Genomic DNA, 15,917 nt, shown 5'->3' on the forward strand with positions numbered 1-15,917 from the left:
ACGCCGGCTACCAGCCGAATTTGAGTTCGACGCCGACGTAGTCCGCGTTACGAGCGCCCAGTTCGCGCAAAGACGGTCCAATCTGAAAATGCACGGCTTCGAGCGCCGCGGCAAGATTCGCGGTGACCGCCCAGTCAGCGCGCAGTTGCGTATAGAAACCGGTCCATGGACTGCCGTGCCCCGCCGTGCCAGGCACGACCGCCGAGCCTTGCTGGTACACCGCGTCCGCGGTGGTCTCGCGCCATTGCAGACCCACGCCGGCCAGCAGCGTCAGCTTGCCATTCGGTTTGAGGGTAAGTGTCGGCTTCACGTGAATCAGGTTGGCATAGCCTGTATAGCCGGCCAGCGCGAAGTAATAGCCATTCGGGAACAACGGGTTGAACGTGCCGACACGGCCGTCTCCGGGATGACGGTCGCCCGACGCGGCGTCCACCTGAATGCCGAGCCGCGGCGTCCACGGCGCGCCCGTCAGCGTATAGCCCGCGAGCGACCCCACCGCCCATGCGCCGATCGTCTTGCTGCCGACATGGCCCGACTGAACCATCGCCTCGACGTCCCAGTCGACAGGTTTGACGTTGCCGGAATAGCGCGCATCGAATACGTCGCGATGTTCGTCGCCGGTCGCATCGAGAAAGTGCGCGTTGCTCCGGTTATAGCGGGAGTAGTACGCGGACAGATCGCCCGGGCCGACGTCCTTGCGCTCCACGCGCACGCCGCTGAAGGTCAGATCCCGATTCGAGACATCGTCGAAATCCGCGTTGTCGCGATACTGCACCGGCTGCGTCGCGTAGGCGATCCAGCGCCATGGACCGGTTTCATAGTCGGCCCAGATCGCGTCGAACGCCTGGCGCACGTTGGGACCGTCGCGCACGGAGATGAAGCGCTGCAAGTCGAAGGCCATTTCCTGGCGCCCCACCCGGAACTTGAAGGTGCCCGGCCCGAGCGGCTCGGTGACGGCGACAAACCCCTGGCGCAAGTCGAGCGGGTTTTTGTCGACCGGCGTCACGTTGTCCTTGCCGTACGGGCGCGCGTCCTCGAATTGCACGAAGAACTGCACGTGGGGGCCGAGGTGCACGTCCGCATGCACTTCCAGACGTTGCAGCAGGTAGGTGTCGTCACGGCCCGAGCCGAGACCGAAGAGCGGCGCGTCGTTGATCTCCAGCCGCTCGCGCAGCACCATGCCGAGCGAGATATACGCGTCGGGATTGCCGAACAACGGAATGTACTTGAGCGAATCGAGCGGCGCTTCCGGCACGCACGGATTGGCCAACGCCGACCAGTTTTCCTGCCAGCGGTTGAACAGGATCGCAGGCCGCGCGCACGACGTACTCGCGCCAGCTAACGTCGCCGTCGCGCTGCTCGTGGTGCTGGTATCGTCGGCGCCGCCCAGCGCCGTATCCGCCGCCGATGCCGGCAGCGCGGCAGCCAGGCTCGTGCCGACCAGCAAGGCGCGGACTGAGCGCAGCGCGGCATGGCGCCGCCGGCATCGGCTTGCATCGCGAGGTTTCGGCGGCGGCACGCTGTACTCATTGCCGGCCATCGTGGACTTCGGCAATGTATCCCCCCGGGAATTCGAGTACGGCGGTCTTGCCCGCTTCGCTGCCATACGGTGCATACAAGACCTTCGCGCCGGCCGCTTGCGCGCGCTCGAGCGTCTGCGCCAGATCGTCCACGGCGTAGCCTGTCGTCTCGCGTCCGAACGGGTACGGCAGCTTGCCGTCCGTGACGAACACCACCATGCGGCCGAAGCCCGAGTCGATACGAATCTCCCGGATCGTCTCGCCCGGCCGGCCAATCACGCCGGCATTCGCGCGTGGGTTGTCCGACACCACCTTGCCGTGCGAGAAGTGCAGCCAGCGGCGCACGAAGTTGTTCGCCTCGTAGCGCGACACGTACACGCGGTTGTCCGGCACGCTCTGCAACGGTGCATAGTTCGGCGCCTTGGTGTGCCAGTAGAGTTGCATCGTCAGGCCGCCCGGCCATTGAATGATGGCGTCCTTGCCGATCGGATCGTCGAATGTGTCGACAAGAACATTCGCACCTGCGGCACGCGCGGCACTCACCGCCTGATCGATACGGGTGACCAGATAGCCCGTCCGTTCGCTGCCGAACGGATACGGAATCGGCGTTTCGAAGCCGAATACCGACAGCATGCCGACCGGCGTCTGCACATACTGCGATGCCGTCCTGCTCGGCGTAGGCGTCACCGTAAACACCGCGCGCGGCGACGCCTTGCCGCCGAAGGTGGCGAGGAAGCTGGTGACGAACGCGTCGAGATCGGCCGAGGCCACATACACATGGGTCGTGTCGTACTGCGCGCCGACCGATACGTCGGGTTGTCTGGCCGCAAGCGCGGTTTTGCCCGCCGACACCTCCGGTGGCCCCGCCTCGGCGAATGCGGACGAAGCCCGCGACACGCCGATCAATACCGCGGCACAAAGCAGCGCGACTGAACGAAAGCGTTGAAGCGACTTGAACATGGCGTTATCCATTGTCATTGTGTGAACTGCCCTCCTTCATCTGCTCCGCGACCTGAACCGCGACCTGAACCGTTTGCGTCTGGGCAAAGAACTGCGCCTTGACCACCGGTATCGCGTGCTCGCCCAGCACCATGCCGAGCAGGCCGGCGAGCGCGATGAGCGGCGGCGCCGGCGACTGCACCTTGAGCAGCCAGTAGAGAAGTCCTATTCCAAAGCCGACACCGAGTGAAATGATGTATCCCATTGTGCTTGTCCTCTCAATAGCCGCCATCGGCGTTCGCGTCAGCTCTGTTCTTCAACAGACACTCGACAAACCGTCAGGCGGTCGTACTTCACGATCAATCGCGTCAATTCGGCCAGTCGCATCCCAGCACCAGTCCGCAGAAATTCAGGCGGCGATAGTTCGGATCGCACCGGTCCAACACGTCGGCGTTCACGGTGCCGAAAGTCGTCTCCGGACGATACTGCATGCCGCGCGCATAGGCTTCGATGATTTTCTTCTTGAAGCCGGATTCGCGCGGATACGCCAGCACGATTTCGTCGCGCTGTTGCGCGGTGAATTCGTCGTAGCAGGCGCCGCGAATGTCCATCTGCACGCCGGCGCTCACCAGCGCGATAAGCGGCGACATGTACCCGGGAATGCACGGCGTCGTGTGCAGTGCGATCGCAACCCATACTTCCTGGATCGCGCTCTCGGCAACGCCGTGCTGCCGCATGAAATCACGCGCGGCATTCGCGCCGTCCACTTCGAACCGATGGCGCGAATACCGGTACTGCACATTCAGACCGACGTTATGAAACAGCACGCCGACGTAGAGCAGGTCGGCGTCGAAAATCAGATTCTCGCGAGAGCCGGTCAGCGCGCCGAACAGAAACGACCGCAACGCGTGATGAAACATCAACTCGGATTCCGTGGCGCGGATCTGATCGGTCGCCGCCTGAGCCATCGCACCGTCGGGAATATCAACGCCCGCAATGCGTTTCGTCATCTCACCTCCTCCGTGCCGGACATCCTCGTGCGTTGCGGGTCATCCCATGCGGCGTCGCGAACGGATCCAACGAAAAGGGGTTGTCAGAACGCGAAACAGCTGCATCCCAGCGCGCCCCAAAAACCGTTCGAATCGCTGACCGGCACGTTCTTGCGCCATGCCCAACCGTGCGCATGGGCGTGCACACCGCACAGATTCGCGCAGCCCTCCACGCACGCCACCGCGCCCGGCTTGTAACGGCTGTAGCCGCCGAACTCCGCAACGGGCGACCACGACGGGCTAACCGGCAGATCAGGAGGCGCGAGCGGCGCGAATTCATCGTCGGCGTACACGACCTTGCCGCCCACCACCGTCATCGCGGAGGTCAGGAACTTGATGCGGCTCTCGTCGATCGTGAAGTAATCCTCGCTGAGCACCGCGAAGTCCGCGAACTGACCGGGGACCAGCGCGCCTTTGCGGTCTTCCTCGTTCGAGAACCAGGCGCTGCCCACCGTGTAGCGACGCAGTGCCTCCATCCGGTCCAGACGATTTTCGCCCGTGTACATCGCAGTGCCGCCGACCGTCTTGCCCGACACCATCCAGTAGAGCGATACGAAGGGGTTGAAGCTCGCCACGCGCGTGGCATCCGTTCCCGCGCCAACCGGAAGGCCCGCATCCAGCATGTGACGCACCGGCGGCGTGCGCTGCACGGCTTCTTCGCCATAGCGCTGAATGAAGTACTCACCCTGATAGGCCATCCGATGCTGGATCGCAATGCCGCCGCCGAGCGCACGCACGCGTTCGATATTCTTTTGCGTGATGGTCTCGCAATGATCGAAGAACCAGCGCAAGCCGTTGAACGGAATCTCCGCGTTCACGCGTTCGAAGACATTCAGGAAGCGCTCGATCGATTCGTTGTAGGTAGCGTGCAGACGGAACGGCCAACGGTTCGCCACCAGCAGCTTAACGACGGCATGGAGTTCATCCTCAAGCACGTCCGGCAAATCCGGGCGTGGTTCGAGAAAGTCTTCAAAGTCGGCGGCGGAAAACACCAGCATTTCGCCGGCACCGTTGACGCGCAGGAAATCGTCGCCTTCGCCGGGCTTCGTCATCTTCACCCACTTCGCGAAGTCTTCAATTTCCTTTTTGGCGTTCTGCGTGAACAGGTTGTACGCGATGCGCACAGTCAGCTCATTGTGCTTCGCCATGTCCATGATGACCGCGTAGTCGTCCGGATAGGCCTGGTAGCCACCGCCCGCGTCGATCGCGCTCGTTACGCCAAGCCGGTTCAGCTCGCGCATGAAGTGCCGCGTGGAATTGCGCTGATCGTCCGGCGCGAGCTTCGGCCCCTTGGCCAGCGTGGCGTACAGGAGTCCGGCGTTGGGCCGTGCGATCAGCATGCCGGTTGGATTGCCGCGCCTGTCGCGCTGGATTTCGCCGCCGGGAGGATTGGGGGTGTCTTTCGTATAGCCGACCGCGCGCAATGCCGCTCCGTTCAATAGCGCGCTGTCATAGAGATGCAGGATGAACACCGGCGTGTCCGGCGCAATCGCGTTGATTTCGTCGAGCGTGGGGCCGCGCCGCTCGGCAAACTGAAATTCGTTCCAGCCGCCCACCACGCGCACCCATTGGGGCGCAGGGGTGCGGGCCACCTGCTTCTTCAGCATGTCGAGCGCGTCCGCCAGCGACGGCACGCCGTCCCAGCGCAACTCCATATTGAAGTTCAGTCCGCCGCGAATGATGTGCAGGTGGGAATCGTTGAGACCGGGAATGACCGTGCGGCCTTTCAGGTCCACGTGCCGCGTGTTGTCGTTCACGTGCCGCATCACGGCATCGCGCGAGCCCGAAGCGACGATGCGGCCCTTCGCAACGGCGAGCGAATCGGCAAAGGAACGTTTGTCGTCCTGCGTGGCGATCTTGCCATTGAAGAAGACGACCTCGGCCGGCGCCGGGTCGGAAGTATGGGAAGTCATGGCGATCCTCGTTGGGGAGCGCTCCGCTTTTCACGCGCGGAGCGATTCATGGGAAGCGGGTGCTCGCCGCAATGGCTTACTTCCTTGCGGGTACCGCCGCCAGAACCTCGTGCTGCCCCGCCGTGCGCTGGGGAGCCTTGTGCACCATGGTATAGGCGTAGTCCACGCCCATCCCGTACGCACCCGAATGCTCCTTGACGATCGCCATGACGGCTTCGTAAGTTTCCTTGCGCGCCCAATCGCGCTGCCATTCGAGCAGCACCTGCTGCCAGGTCACCGGGACCACACCGGCCTGAATCATGCGCTGCATCGAATACTCATGCGCCTCCTTCGACGTGCCGCCCGAAGCGTCGGCGACCATGTAGATCTCGTAGTCGCCTTCGTTCATGGCGCACAACGCAAACGTGTTGTTGCACACCTCGGTCCATAGACCTGCCACCACCACCTTTTTGCGGCCATTGACAGCAAGCGCGTCACGAACCTTCTGGTCATCCCATGAATTCATGGAGGTGCGCTCAAGCAATTTATGCCCTGGAAACACGTCCAGCAGCTCGGGGTACGAATAGCCCGAAAAGCTTTCCGATTCCACTGTCGTAATCGTGGTGGGAATGTTAAACACGCGCGCCGCCTTCGCGAGCCCTACTACGTTGTTCTTTAGTACCTGACGGTCGATGGACTGGACGCCAAAAGCCATTTGCGGCTGGTGGTCGATGAAGATGATCTGCGAGTTTGCAGGCGTCAGGACTTCAAGTTTCGGATTTGCCATGGCTTTGTGCATCCTGATGGTTAGGTAAACATGGGAAGACATGCCGCACTCGCTTGAAGTGCGAGAGAAACTGAAGCCCAGTCTATCGACGGCTTTCCTGAGAGTCCTTGTTGAAATCCTTAATCGTTCTTAAAAGAAATGGGTTCAAGGAAGACGCGCCACGCGTCATGGACGGTGACGTTTTAAGCAGAATTCATTTTGTGTCGCGGGACTTTCCCGGTCGCCAGTTCAGGAAAATTAAGCATGCTGAAGTGCCATACGGGAGTCGACGCCGTCCGATTGAAGCTCGCGGTGTCAAATCGTCCACGCATTGCGTCGAGACCGGCCGGCATGAATTCAGTCCGGCCGATCCCTTTCCATCTGCGTATCTTTCGTCCAGAAAGAACCGTGATTGATATAATTTTCCAGGCTCAAACGGCCGGGCACGCTTACCGGAAGCCAACACTTCGCCCTTCAGCCGTCAATCTGACTGGAAGATTCGATGTCCCAACAAATTGCCAACACGAGTCGGCCACCCTCCCTCACCGGACTTTTCCTGATATTTAGCCGTATTGGGCTCACGAGCTTCGGTGGCGGCCTGAGCGGCTGGCTCCTGCGCGAATTCGTCCAGGATCGCGGCTGGATCAGCGAAGAAGACTTTCTGAACGGCCTGGCCATTTCTCAGGCGCTGCCGGGGATCAACGTCAAAAACATGGCGATCTGGATCGGCCACCGTCTGCTCGGCTGGCGCGGCGCGTTGCTGGCCGTTGCCGGCATCATCGTCCCGCCCGCCGTCTTCATCGTTATTCTCGGCACCGTTCTCGGTCATCTGCTGCAGTTCCCGCTCGCTCACATCCTGCTTGCGGGCGCGGCGGCGGCGGCCACCGGCCTGTCGTTGTCGATGGGTGTGACGACCGCGCGCCGGGTGCCGCGCAGGTTCCTCCCGCTGCTGTTCCTCGCGGGCACCTTCGTCGCGGTCGGCATACTGCGCCTGCCCTTGGTGTGGGTCGTGATCGGCGCGGGAGGCCTGAGCGTGTTTTTCGAATACATCAAACTGCGCAAAGCCTGACCATGTCGAATCGCATTCTTCTGCAGCTCGCGGCGGTTTTCGCCCCCCTGTCGCTGGTGACGATAGGCGGCGGCCAGGCCATCGTCGCGGATATCCAACGGCAGGTGGTGGACGTGCATGGATGGATGACGCATGCCCAGTTCGGTGTCGACTTCGCCATTTCGCGCATGGCGCCCGGGCCCGGCTCGCTGCTGGCCACCTTGATCGGCTGGCAGATTGCGGGGTTCTGGGGCGCCGTGGTGGCCACGCTGGCATTGCTCGCCCCGACCGGCATCCTGATCTACGGCGTGACCCACATCTGGACGCGCTATAAAGGCGCGGCGTGGCAACTGGCGCTCGAGCGTGGGCTGCGCCCCGTTGCCTCCGGCATGATTCTCGCCGCGGGATGGGTTCTGCTGAAGTCGCTCGACGGCGGGCTTCCGGCCAAGGCGATTGCCCTCATGTCGGTGGGAACGCTGCTCAGCACGCGAATCAACCCGCTGCTTCTGTTGCTTGGCGGCGCATTGCTGCTGCTCGGGATGAGTGAGTTCGGCGCCAACCTCCCGTCCATCCTTCAAGTACATATGGCGAGCTAGCGCTATTCGTCACGGCGTTTGCAGTGTGCCGTCCTTCAAGCGGGTTTGTGTCCACGTCGTCACGGTGTTTTCGCACGGATATTTCGCGGCCTCGGTTTCGTCGATGTCCACGCCCAAGCCCGGTTTGTCATTGGCATAGACGTGTCCGTTCCTGAATTCCGGCAGCCCCGGGAAGACATCGAGCAAGGCCTCTCCCGGCCCCTTAAGGTCCTGGATCACGAAGTTCGGCGGCTCGGTTCCCGACCATTCCTGCACGCCGAAATTACGCGCGGCGAGATCGATATGAATGTTCGCCGCGTGCGCCAACGGCGACATATCGCCCGGGCCGTGCCATGCGGTCCTTACCCCGAACTGCTCGGCAAATATCTGTAACTTGCGGCCTGCAGTGATACCGCCGATCTGGCTGAGATGCACACGAATGAAGTCGATCAGGCGCTCGGTGATCAGAAAGCGCCATTCGTACGGGTTATTGAACAACTCGCCCTGCGCCAACGGCGTGGTTGTTTTGGCGCGTAGCTGACGCATCCATTCGCCTTCCTCGAGAGCAATCGCGTCTTCAAGAAAGAACAGCTCGTACTGTTCAAGCTCGCACGCGAAACGGATGGCTTCCACCGGCTTCAGGCGCTCATGCACGTCATGGCACAACGCGACGTCGAAACCGATCTTGCTGCGAATGCCGTCGAACAGCTTGAGCGTCTCCCGCATGTATTTTCGACTGTCGAGATACACGCCGTTTGCAGCGCCTTCAGGCGCGCTCGCGGGCGCCTTGCCGAATCCGCCCCCGCCATAGCCGCCGCTCTGGCAACGAATATGCGTGATGCCCTGCTCGCGATACTTCTGGATGTTCTCGCACAACTCGTTCAGATCGCGACCGTCCGCATGGCGATAAATCGGCACGCCCTCGCGACACTTGCCGCCGAACAACTGGTAGAGCGGCATGTTCGCCATCTTGCCCTTGATGTCCCACAGCGCCATATCGATACCGGAGATGGCGTTGTTCTCGATCGGACCGTTGCGCCAATATGCGTTCTGATGCATCAGTTGCCACAGTTCCTCGATCGCCTCGGCATCACGGCCGATCAGCAACGGCCGCAGATATTCCTCGATGAGGCACTTCACCGCCACGTGCCGGTAAGCGAACGTCGCGCATCCGAGACCGACCAGGCCGGGCTGGTTGGTCTCGATTTTCACGACGATCAGGTTGATGCCTTCCGGCGCGGTCAGGATGACCTTTACATCGGTAATCAGGGTTGCCATGTTCTGTCTGCCAAAATCGAATCAATGAATCGGACGCGCGTTGCCGGGTTCTTCATCAGAACGTGATCTGCACTTTCATCTGCGCGCTGCGATCCGCAGCGAGATCGAAGGCTTCGATCGCGCGCTCGATCGGCAGCGTGGCGGTGATGATCGGCTTCACGTCGATGCGGCCTTCCTTGATGAGCCGCGCGGCCAGCGCATATTCGCCGTGAAAGCGGAACGCGCCCTGCAAGCGGATTTCCTTGCCGACCAGCGCGTTGATCGGAATCGGCACGTCGCCGGTAACACCGACCTGCACGATGGTGCCGCGCGGACGCAGCGCGGGGATGACATCTTTCAGCACCGCCGCCGCGCCGGTACATTCGATCGCGACATCGAAATAGCCCTTCTCCGCGGTGAATTCGTCCGCCTTCAGACCTGGCTCGATCGAGACGTTGAGGGTGCGGGTGGCGCCCATTTCCGTGGCTTTCTTCAAGGGTGCGTCGTGGATGTCGGTGGCCACCACTTCGAGCGCGCCGGCGTGGCGGGCGGCCGCCACGACCAGCGCGCCGATCGGGCCTGAACCGGTCACCAGCACGCGCTTGCCCGTCACGGAGCCCGCCTGACTGACCGCATGCAACGCGACGGCCAACGGTTCGGCGCAAGCCGCCTCGCCAAGCGAGACCGCGGTACCGACCGGCTCGCATTGATATTCCTCGGCCGCGATCCGTTCGCGAAACGCGCCCTGACTGTGCGGAACGCGCATCGCGCTGCCGTAGAACCACATGTCCGCGCAATGCTGCTGTTCTCCGGCCAGGCAGAACTTGCAATGTCCGCACGGACGGCTCGGATTCAGCGCAATGCGATCGCCGGGTTTGACTCGCGTGACCTTGCCGCCGACGGCCTCCACCGTTCCCGCGACTTCATGACCGAGCACGATCGGTTGCTTCACGCGCACGACACCGAAACCGCCATGCAGGTAATAGTGCAGGTCGGATCCGCAAATTCCGCCAGCGCCGATGCGAACCAGCACCTGGCTCTCCCCGATGTCCGCCACCTCGACGGCTTCTATCCGTAAATCCTTTTCTGCGTGCAATACGCAGGCGCGCGCTTCCATGAACAACTCCCGTTTCAATAATTCCGTTGGCATCCGCGATTCATTCCGGCAGCACGATGCGTTCGATCTTGCCGACGATAAACACATAAGACAGCGCGCCGACAAGTGCCAGCGCGCCGATGAAAACCAGCGCCGATTCGAAGTGTCCGTCCTTGACCAGCACGCCGATCACGATCGGCACCGCGATGGCCGACAGATTGCCCATGAAGTTGAACATTCCGCCGGTGAGGCCGATCAGGCTCTTCGGCGCGAGTGCGGAGACGAACGCCCAGGTGATCGACGCCATGCCGTTGCCGAAGAAAGCCAGCGACATGAAAAGAATGATGGCGGCCTGATCCTGAACATAGTTGGCGCCGACAATCGACGTCGCGAGCACTAGTCCGGAGATGACGGGCAGCTTGCGCGCAAAGCCGACTGAGAACCCACGTCTAAGCAGAAAGTCCGACAGGAAACCTGAACACAGAATGCCGACATAGGCCGCGAGAAACGGCACCGATGCCATGAATCCCATCTTGAGGGTCGTCATCCCACGATACTTGACGAGGTAGGTTGGAAACCAGGTGAGGAAGAACCACAGGATCGACGACAGGCAAAATTGGCCGATGAACACGCCCCAGACGTTGCGGTTCTTCAGTACATGTTTGAAATCGGCCCAACCGCCTTGCCGCGCGCCGGCATGTTCGCCGACCTCGACCAGACCGCCGCCCTGCCGGATGTAATCGAGTTCGGCGGCGTCGGCTTTGCTGTCTTTCGGGTCGCGGTAGCAAATGAACCACACGATGCTATACACGACCCCGGCAGCACCTGTGAAGAACAGCATGCCGCGCCAGCCGAACGTCGCCTGAACATAAACGAGCAGCGGCATGAAGAACGCGATGCCGACGAACTGCCCGGAGGTGTAAAACGCAATCGCCGTCGCGCGTTCGCGCTCGGGAAACCACGTGGTGACGACGCGGTTATTGGTCGGATATGAAGGCGCTTCGAACGTGCCGAGCAGCACGCGCAAGCCGAACAGCGTCGAGAAGCCATTCACGACCGCCTGCAGGCACGTCGCCACCGACCATCCGCACAGCAGGATGGCGTACAGGATGCGCGGCTTGACGCGATCGACGAGCATCCCGCCGGGGATCTGCAGAATCGCGTACGACCAGCCGAATGCCGAAAAAATCAGACCGAGTTGCACAGGACTCAGATTCAGATCGCGTCCGAGCAACGGAGCGGCCAGCGACAGATTGCTGCGATCCATGTAGTTGACCACGATGCCGAGAAACAGCAGGAAACCGACAACGAAACGTTTTTTTGTGGCTTTGGCCGCGACCGCGGATCGCGCCTTTGCGGTGCTCAAGGTGGAGGTGCTTTCGAATTTCATCAGCAATCCCTTTGATTGGATGGCCTGCCGTACGAGTCGGCGGCTGCCAGCCCTGCCCGGCTTGAAGGACCGGGAGCACAGGGCTGGCGCGTGCAATTGATTGCGCGTTATTACGTGCGACGCAACGACAGTGCAGCGTCACGCCTCGCGTGCTCGTCGGCATTCGCGGGCACGGTCATCATCAGGATCACCGAAAGCAGCAGGCCGGCCGCCATGAAAATGTACGAAGCCGCCGGGCTGCCAGTCGCACCGTTCAGATAGCCCACCACCCAGGATCCGAGGAACGCCCCCAGCGCGCCGCATGCGTTGATGAGGCCGATCGCGCCGCCCAGCACGTTGCTCGGAATCAGCTCCGGCACCAGCGCGAAGAACGGGCCGTACGGCGCGTACATCGTTGCACCCGCAACGACCAGCAGCGCAAACGAGATCCAGAAATGCGAGCCGCCGATCAGATAGGACGCGACGAACGCAATGGTTCCGACGAGCAGCAGCGGCCAGACGAACAGCTTGCGGTTGCGTGTCTTGTCCGAGAGCCACGACGCCAGCAGCATCAGGATGATTGCAGCGAGATAAGGCACAGCGGCGAGCCAGCCCACCGAGACGATGTCGATCGTCGAGGCGGCCTTGAGGATCGACGGCAGCCACATGATGAAGCCGTACACGCCGATGCTCCACAGCGCATGAATCGCGCAGAACTTGACCACGATCGACGAACGGAACGCCGCCTTGTAATTGCGCACCGGCGCGATATGCGCCTGCTCGGCCTTCAGGCGTGTGTCGAGTTCAGTCTTTTCGGCGTCGCTCATCCAGGACGCGTCGGCCGGACGGTCCTTCACCGTGAACCACCAGACCACCGCCCAGGCGAGCGCGGGCAAGCCTTCGAAAATAAACATCTCGCGCCAGCCGAAACTATGCACCAGATAACCGGACACCACCGACATCCACAGCACCGTGACCGGGTTGCCGAGAATCAGGAAAGTATTGGCGCGCGAGCGCTCGCTGCGCGTGAACCAGCGGCTGATGTACATCAGCATCGACGGCATCACGGCCGCCTCCACGACACCGAGCGTGAAGCGCAGCGCCATCAGCATCGGAATATTGCTGACCATGCCGGTCGCCGCCGCGCACAGTCCCCACAGAATCAGGCTGACGAAGATCAGCTTCTTCACGCTGTTGCGTTGGGCGTAGATCGCGCCGGGCACCTGGAACAGGCAATAGCCGAGAAAGAACAGCGAGCCGATCAGCGACGAGGTGCCGTGCGTGATGCCGAGATCCTTGTCGATCCCGGCCGCGGCGGCGAAGCCGTAGTTCGCGCGGTCGAGATAGGCGAGGCTATACGTGATGAAGATGATGGGCATCAGATACCACCATCTTTGGGTTGCTACGGGTTTGACGCTTTCCATGATGTCTCCGGATCGGTACGGCGCACGAACTACCTGATGCGAGCGGCTGTTTGTTTTGCTCTACTCGCGTGGACCTGCGTTTAAAGAACGGCCAGCCAGCCGCCGTCGACGTAGATGATCTGGCCGTTCACATAGCTCGATGCCGGCGAAGCCAGATAGACCGCCGTGCCGACGAGTTCTTCCGGCTTGCCCCAGCGTTGCGAGGGATTGCTGCTCCTGACCCATGCGTCGAAAGCGGCGTTCTCGATCAGCGGCTTGTTCATGTCGGTCAGGATGTAGCCCGGACCGATCGCGTTCGCCTGAATGTCCGAGGCCGCCCACTCGGCGCTCATGGCGCGGGTCAGCATCTTGATGCCGCCCTTCGCGGCCGTATAGGCGCCGACCGTCGCGCGCCCGGCTTCGCTCGTGAGCGAGCCGATATTGACGATCTTGCCGCCCGTGCCGCGCGCGATCATGCGGCGCGCGGCCTGCTTCGCGACGATGAAGGCGCTCGTCAGGTTGGTGTCGATCACGCGCTGCCAGTCGCTCAGTTCGAGTTCGACGAGCGGCTTGCGAAACTGGATGCCGGCGTTGTTGATCAGGATATCGACCTGCACGCCGTCCTGGTCCCACTGCGCGAATGCGTCGGCGACTGCGCTTTCGTCGGTCACGTCGAAGGCGCGGCCTTGCGCATTGAAACCCTTGTCGCGCAGACGGGCGGCTGCTTCGGCCACTGTGTCGGCGCGCGTGCCGTTCAGGATGACGTTCGCACCGGCGGCGGCCAGCCCCTCGGCAAGCGCGAAACCGATGCCGCGCGCCGAGCCGGTAACGAGTGCCGTGCGGCCGCTCAGATCGAATAGCTGTGTCATGCGTGTGTCCTCTCGATGTTCGGAAACGAGGCGCGAGTGCGCCCCTCGCGATCGTGAAGGCGGTCGCGATGAAATGGGTTGCGGCGATTACTACGCGGGTTGATCGTTGGCGGTTCGGTCTAGCGCGGCGCGGTCTTCGAAGTCCTGCTCGGCGCGCCTGATGAGCGTGAGTACCGCTTCCTCCGCCGCCGCCGGGTCGCCCTTCTCGATCGCAACGCACAGTGCCTCGTGCATCGGCAGCGAACGGGCCGGACCGCCGGCGATTTCGGAGCTGAGTTCGAAACTGGTGCGCAGGATCGCCGACAGCGCGTTCTGCATCTGCTGGACAAACTGGTTATGGCAGGCGGTGAGGATGGCGCCGTGAAACGCGAGGTCGGCGGGAACGTACTCGCCATGGCCGGCAACCGCGCGCTCCATTGCCTTGAAAGCCCGCCGGACCGCGATGCGGTCTTCGTCAGTCGCGCGTTTCGCGGCAAGCCTGGCCGCGTTCGGCTCGATGATCAGGCGCAACTCCATCAGGTCTTCGATGAGGCCGGGCTCGACGGCGCTTGCGCGCGCGCGCCACATGATCACGTCCGGGTCGAACAACTGCCATTGCGCACGCGGCAGCACGACCGTGCCGTAGCGGCGGCGCACCTGCAGCATGCCCTTCGCGGAGAGCGACTTCATCGTCTCGCGGATGGTGATGCGGCTCACCTGCATCTGCTCGGCAAGCACCGGCTCGGCGGGAAGAATGTCGCCGGGCATGAATTTGCCTGAACAAATCTGTTCGCCCATCTGATTCAGAACCTGCCTGTGCAAAGTCGCCACGATTTGCTCTCTATGTCATACGTATGATGTAGAAAGATAGGCGTGACGAGGCCGCGTGGCAATTCGGGTTCACCCGCAGTGTCGGTCGGAAAGGGTTGCCGGCAGGGGAAGGGTTGCAGGCAGGGGAAGGGTTGCAGGGGATGGAAGGAGTTGCCGGCGTGGAGGGAGTTGCCGGCGTGGAGGGAGTTGCCGGCGTGGAGGGGGTTGCCGGCGCGGAAGGCGTCGCCGGGAATGGAAGACGCCAGGCAAACGCCCGCCGGCTTAATTGGGCACGAAGCAGCGCGCCGCAAGGCGCGCCACCGCTCGCTTCAGAGCTACGCGATGTGCGTCTCGGCAATCGCGCGGACGTCGATGCGGCGCGGCAGGATAGCGTCGCGATCCGCACTATCCGCGACTTTCTGGAGCGCGGCGATATCCGCTTCGGTCACGAAGTGCTGTTTCAATGCCGCGCGCTGCGTGATCTGCCGGGCTGCGTCGAGCGGCGAGCGCGTCAATGTCGAGTAGATCTGCGCGTAGGCATCGGGGTTCGCAAGCGCCCAATCCCCCGCGCGTTGCAGCCTGAGCAGCACATCGGCGATCGCCGCGCGTTTGCGCGTGTCCGCCAGCGCGGCGCCCGATGCAGTGATAAAGCCAAGGCCACTATTGATGCCGGAACCGTCGCGCAAAATGCGCGCCCCACGTTGAACCGCAATGCCGTAGTACGGATCGAATGTTGCCCACACGTCGATCGAACCGGACGCGAACGCCGCAAACGCATCGACGGGCAGGATGAACCGGACCTTGACGTCGTCCTTCGAGAGTCCGGCTTCGGCGAGCGCGCCGTACAACTGGAATTGCGAAATGCTGCCGCGCGCCGACGACACGAACACCGTGCGTCCCTTCAGATCCGCCACCGTGCGAATCGGCGAATCGCGCGCAACCAGAATGCCGAGTTGCGCGCCCGAACCCACACGCGTCGCGACGATCTTCAAGGTCGGATCGCCAACGGCCGCTGCAAGCACAGGCAGATCACCCGCTGGAGCAAGATCGACGGCGCCTGCGCGTTGTGCCTCGAAGAGCGGCGCGGCGCCCTGGAAGTTGGCCCAGCGAAACGCGTACGGCGTGCCGTCGAGTACCTTGGCCGCCTCGGCGAGCGCCCGTGTGCCGCCGGCCTGGTCGCCGAGCACAACCGTGGTCGATGCCAGATCGGCGGCCTGCACGTTGAGCGAATGAAACGCGCCGGTTGCGGCAAGCGCCGGCACTGCACTGAGCAGCTTCAGCGTACGCCGTCGCGCGGAAAAAGAGGTGGGAACAGAAACGGCCATATGCCCTCGCTTGCAATGTG

At 62.5% G+C, this 15,917-nt stretch carries 15 protein-coding genes; 2 read left to right on the plus strand and 13 right to left on the minus strand.

Annotated features, from left to right (window positions below):
• Positions 1 to 7 precede the first annotated feature (7 nt).
• The 6 genes from DSC91_RS11170 to DSC91_RS11195 all read right to left on the minus strand — a co-directional run bounded on the left by DSC91_RS11170 (position 8) and on the right by DSC91_RS11195 (position 6,187).
• The gene (locus tag DSC91_RS11170) at positions 8 to 1,540 is read right to left on the minus strand and encodes an alginate export family protein (protein WP_115778180.1); all 1,533 of its coding nucleotides are present in this window, start codon (positions 1,538 to 1,540) and stop codon (positions 8 to 10) included.
• Positions 1,527 to 2,480, minus strand: coding sequence for a VOC family protein (locus DSC91_RS11175; protein WP_115779796.1), 954 nt, complete (start codon positions 2,478 to 2,480; stop codon positions 1,527 to 1,529). Before DSC91_RS11175 ends, DSC91_RS11170 begins: the two co-directional genes overlap by 14 nt.
• Before the next feature lie 4 nt (positions 2,481 to 2,484).
• Positions 2,485 to 2,724: a DUF1427 family protein gene (locus tag DSC91_RS11180; protein WP_115778181.1), complete on the minus strand. Its 240-nt coding sequence runs from the start codon at positions 2,722 to 2,724 to the stop codon at positions 2,485 to 2,487.
• Positions 2,725 to 2,827: 103 nt separating this feature from the next.
• Positions 2,828 to 3,469 (minus strand): HD domain-containing protein, encoded by a 642-nt coding sequence (locus DSC91_RS11185; protein ID WP_115778182.1) that lies wholly within the window; start codon positions 3,467 to 3,469, stop codon positions 2,828 to 2,830.
• An 83-nt stretch (positions 3,470 to 3,552) separates the two neighbouring features.
• Positions 3,553 to 5,421 (minus strand): amidohydrolase, encoded by a 1,869-nt coding sequence (locus DSC91_RS11190; protein ID WP_115778183.1) that lies wholly within the window; start codon positions 5,419 to 5,421, stop codon positions 3,553 to 3,555.
• 76 nt (positions 5,422 to 5,497) lie between these two features.
• Positions 5,498 to 6,187: a hydrolase gene (locus tag DSC91_RS11195; protein ID WP_115778184.1), complete on the minus strand. Its 690-nt coding sequence runs from the start codon at positions 6,185 to 6,187 to the stop codon at positions 5,498 to 5,500.
• 481 nt (positions 6,188 to 6,668) lie between these two features.
• On the opposite strand from DSC91_RS11195, the gene DSC91_RS11200 reads away from it, so the two are divergent.
• Positions 6,669 to 7,235 carry a chromate transporter gene (locus DSC91_RS11200; protein WP_115778185.1) on the plus strand — a complete coding sequence of 189 codons (567 nt, stop codon included), beginning with the start codon at positions 6,669 to 6,671 and terminating at the stop codon, positions 7,233 to 7,235.
• Between the two features lie 2 nt (positions 7,236 to 7,237).
• Complete coding sequence (locus tag DSC91_RS11205; RefSeq protein ID WP_115778186.1) at positions 7,238 to 7,810, plus strand: chromate transporter; 573 nt, start codon at positions 7,238 to 7,240, stop codon at positions 7,808 to 7,810.
• 9 nt (positions 7,811 to 7,819) lie between these two features.
• On the opposite strand, the gene DSC91_RS11210 is transcribed toward DSC91_RS11205, so the two are convergent.
• The 7 genes from DSC91_RS11210 to DSC91_RS11245 form a co-directional block, all read right to left on the minus strand.
• Entirely contained in the window at positions 7,820 to 9,067 is a 1,248-nt protein-coding gene (locus DSC91_RS11210; RefSeq protein WP_115778187.1) for an enolase C-terminal domain-like protein, read from the minus strand.
• A gap of 55 nt (positions 9,068 to 9,122) precedes the next feature.
• A complete protein-coding gene (locus DSC91_RS11215) occupies positions 9,123 to 10,169 on the minus strand; it encodes an L-idonate 5-dehydrogenase (RefSeq protein ID WP_373291837.1) in 1,047 nt (348 codons plus the stop codon).
• Positions 10,170 to 10,203: 34 nt separating this feature from the next.
• Positions 10,204 to 11,532: an MFS transporter gene (locus DSC91_RS11220; RefSeq protein WP_115778188.1), complete on the minus strand. Its 1,329-nt coding sequence runs from the start codon at positions 11,530 to 11,532 to the stop codon at positions 10,204 to 10,206.
• A 110-nt stretch (positions 11,533 to 11,642) separates the two neighbouring features.
• Positions 11,643 to 12,935, minus strand: coding sequence for an MFS transporter (locus tag DSC91_RS11225; RefSeq protein ID WP_115778189.1), 1,293 nt, complete (start codon positions 12,933 to 12,935; stop codon positions 11,643 to 11,645).
• Between the two features lie 80 nt (positions 12,936 to 13,015).
• On the minus strand, positions 13,016 to 13,783 hold the full coding sequence (locus DSC91_RS11230; RefSeq protein ID WP_115778190.1) for an SDR family oxidoreductase: 768 nt from the start codon (positions 13,781 to 13,783) through the stop codon (positions 13,016 to 13,018).
• A 90-nt stretch (positions 13,784 to 13,873) separates the two neighbouring features.
• A complete protein-coding gene (locus tag DSC91_RS11235; protein ID WP_115778191.1) occupies positions 13,874 to 14,593 on the minus strand; it encodes a FadR/GntR family transcriptional regulator in 720 nt (239 codons plus the stop codon).
• Positions 14,594 to 14,907: 314 nt separating this feature from the next.
• On the minus strand, positions 14,908 to 15,897 hold the full coding sequence (locus DSC91_RS11245; protein ID WP_115778193.1) for an ABC transporter substrate-binding protein: 990 nt from the start codon (positions 15,895 to 15,897) through the stop codon (positions 14,908 to 14,910).
• Positions 15,898 to 15,917: the final 20 nt, after the last annotated feature.

It is taken from the genome of Paraburkholderia caffeinilytica, from assembly GCF_003368325.1.
In the GTDB taxonomy this organism is placed as follows: Bacteria; Pseudomonadota; Gammaproteobacteria; order Burkholderiales; family Burkholderiaceae; genus Paraburkholderia; species Paraburkholderia caffeinilytica.

Coding starts and splice junctions, on each gene's coding strand:
- DSC91_RS11170 (WP_115778180.1), bottom strand. CDS start 1,540: ATGGCCGGCAATGAGTACAGCGTGCCGCCGCCGAAACCTCGCGATGCA.
- DSC91_RS11175 (WP_115779796.1), bottom strand. CDS start 2,480: ATGTTCAAGTCGCTTCAACGCTTTCGTTCAGTCGCGCTGCTTTGTGCC.
- DSC91_RS11180 (WP_115778181.1), bottom strand. CDS start 2,724: ATGGGATACATCATTTCACTCGGTGTCGGCTTTGGAATAGGACTTCTC.
- DSC91_RS11185 (WP_115778182.1), bottom strand. CDS start 3,469: ATGACGAAACGCATTGCGGGCGTTGATATTCCCGACGGTGCGATGGCT.
- DSC91_RS11190 (WP_115778183.1), bottom strand. CDS start 5,421: ATGACTTCCCATACTTCCGACCCGGCGCCGGCCGAGGTCGTCTTCTTC.
- DSC91_RS11195 (WP_115778184.1), bottom strand. CDS start 6,187: ATGGCAAATCCGAAACTTGAAGTCCTGACGCCTGCAAACTCGCAGATC.
- DSC91_RS11200 (WP_115778185.1), top strand. CDS start 6,669: ATGTCCCAACAAATTGCCAACACGAGTCGGCCACCCTCCCTCACCGGA.
- DSC91_RS11205 (WP_115778186.1), top strand. CDS start 7,238: ATGTCGAATCGCATTCTTCTGCAGCTCGCGGCGGTTTTCGCCCCCCTG.
- DSC91_RS11210 (WP_115778187.1), bottom strand. CDS start 9,067: ATGGCAACCCTGATTACCGATGTAAAGGTCATCCTGACCGCGCCGGAA.
- DSC91_RS11220 (WP_115778188.1), bottom strand. CDS start 11,532: ATGAAATTCGAAAGCACCTCCACCTTGAGCACCGCAAAGGCGCGATCC.
- DSC91_RS11225 (WP_115778189.1), bottom strand. CDS start 12,935: ATGGAAAGCGTCAAACCCGTAGCAACCCAAAGATGGTGGTATCTGATG.
- DSC91_RS11230 (WP_115778190.1), bottom strand. CDS start 13,783: ATGACACAGCTATTCGATCTGAGCGGCCGCACGGCACTCGTTACCGGC.
- DSC91_RS11245 (WP_115778193.1), bottom strand. CDS start 15,897: ATGGCCGTTTCTGTTCCCACCTCTTTTTCCGCGCGACGGCGTACGCTG.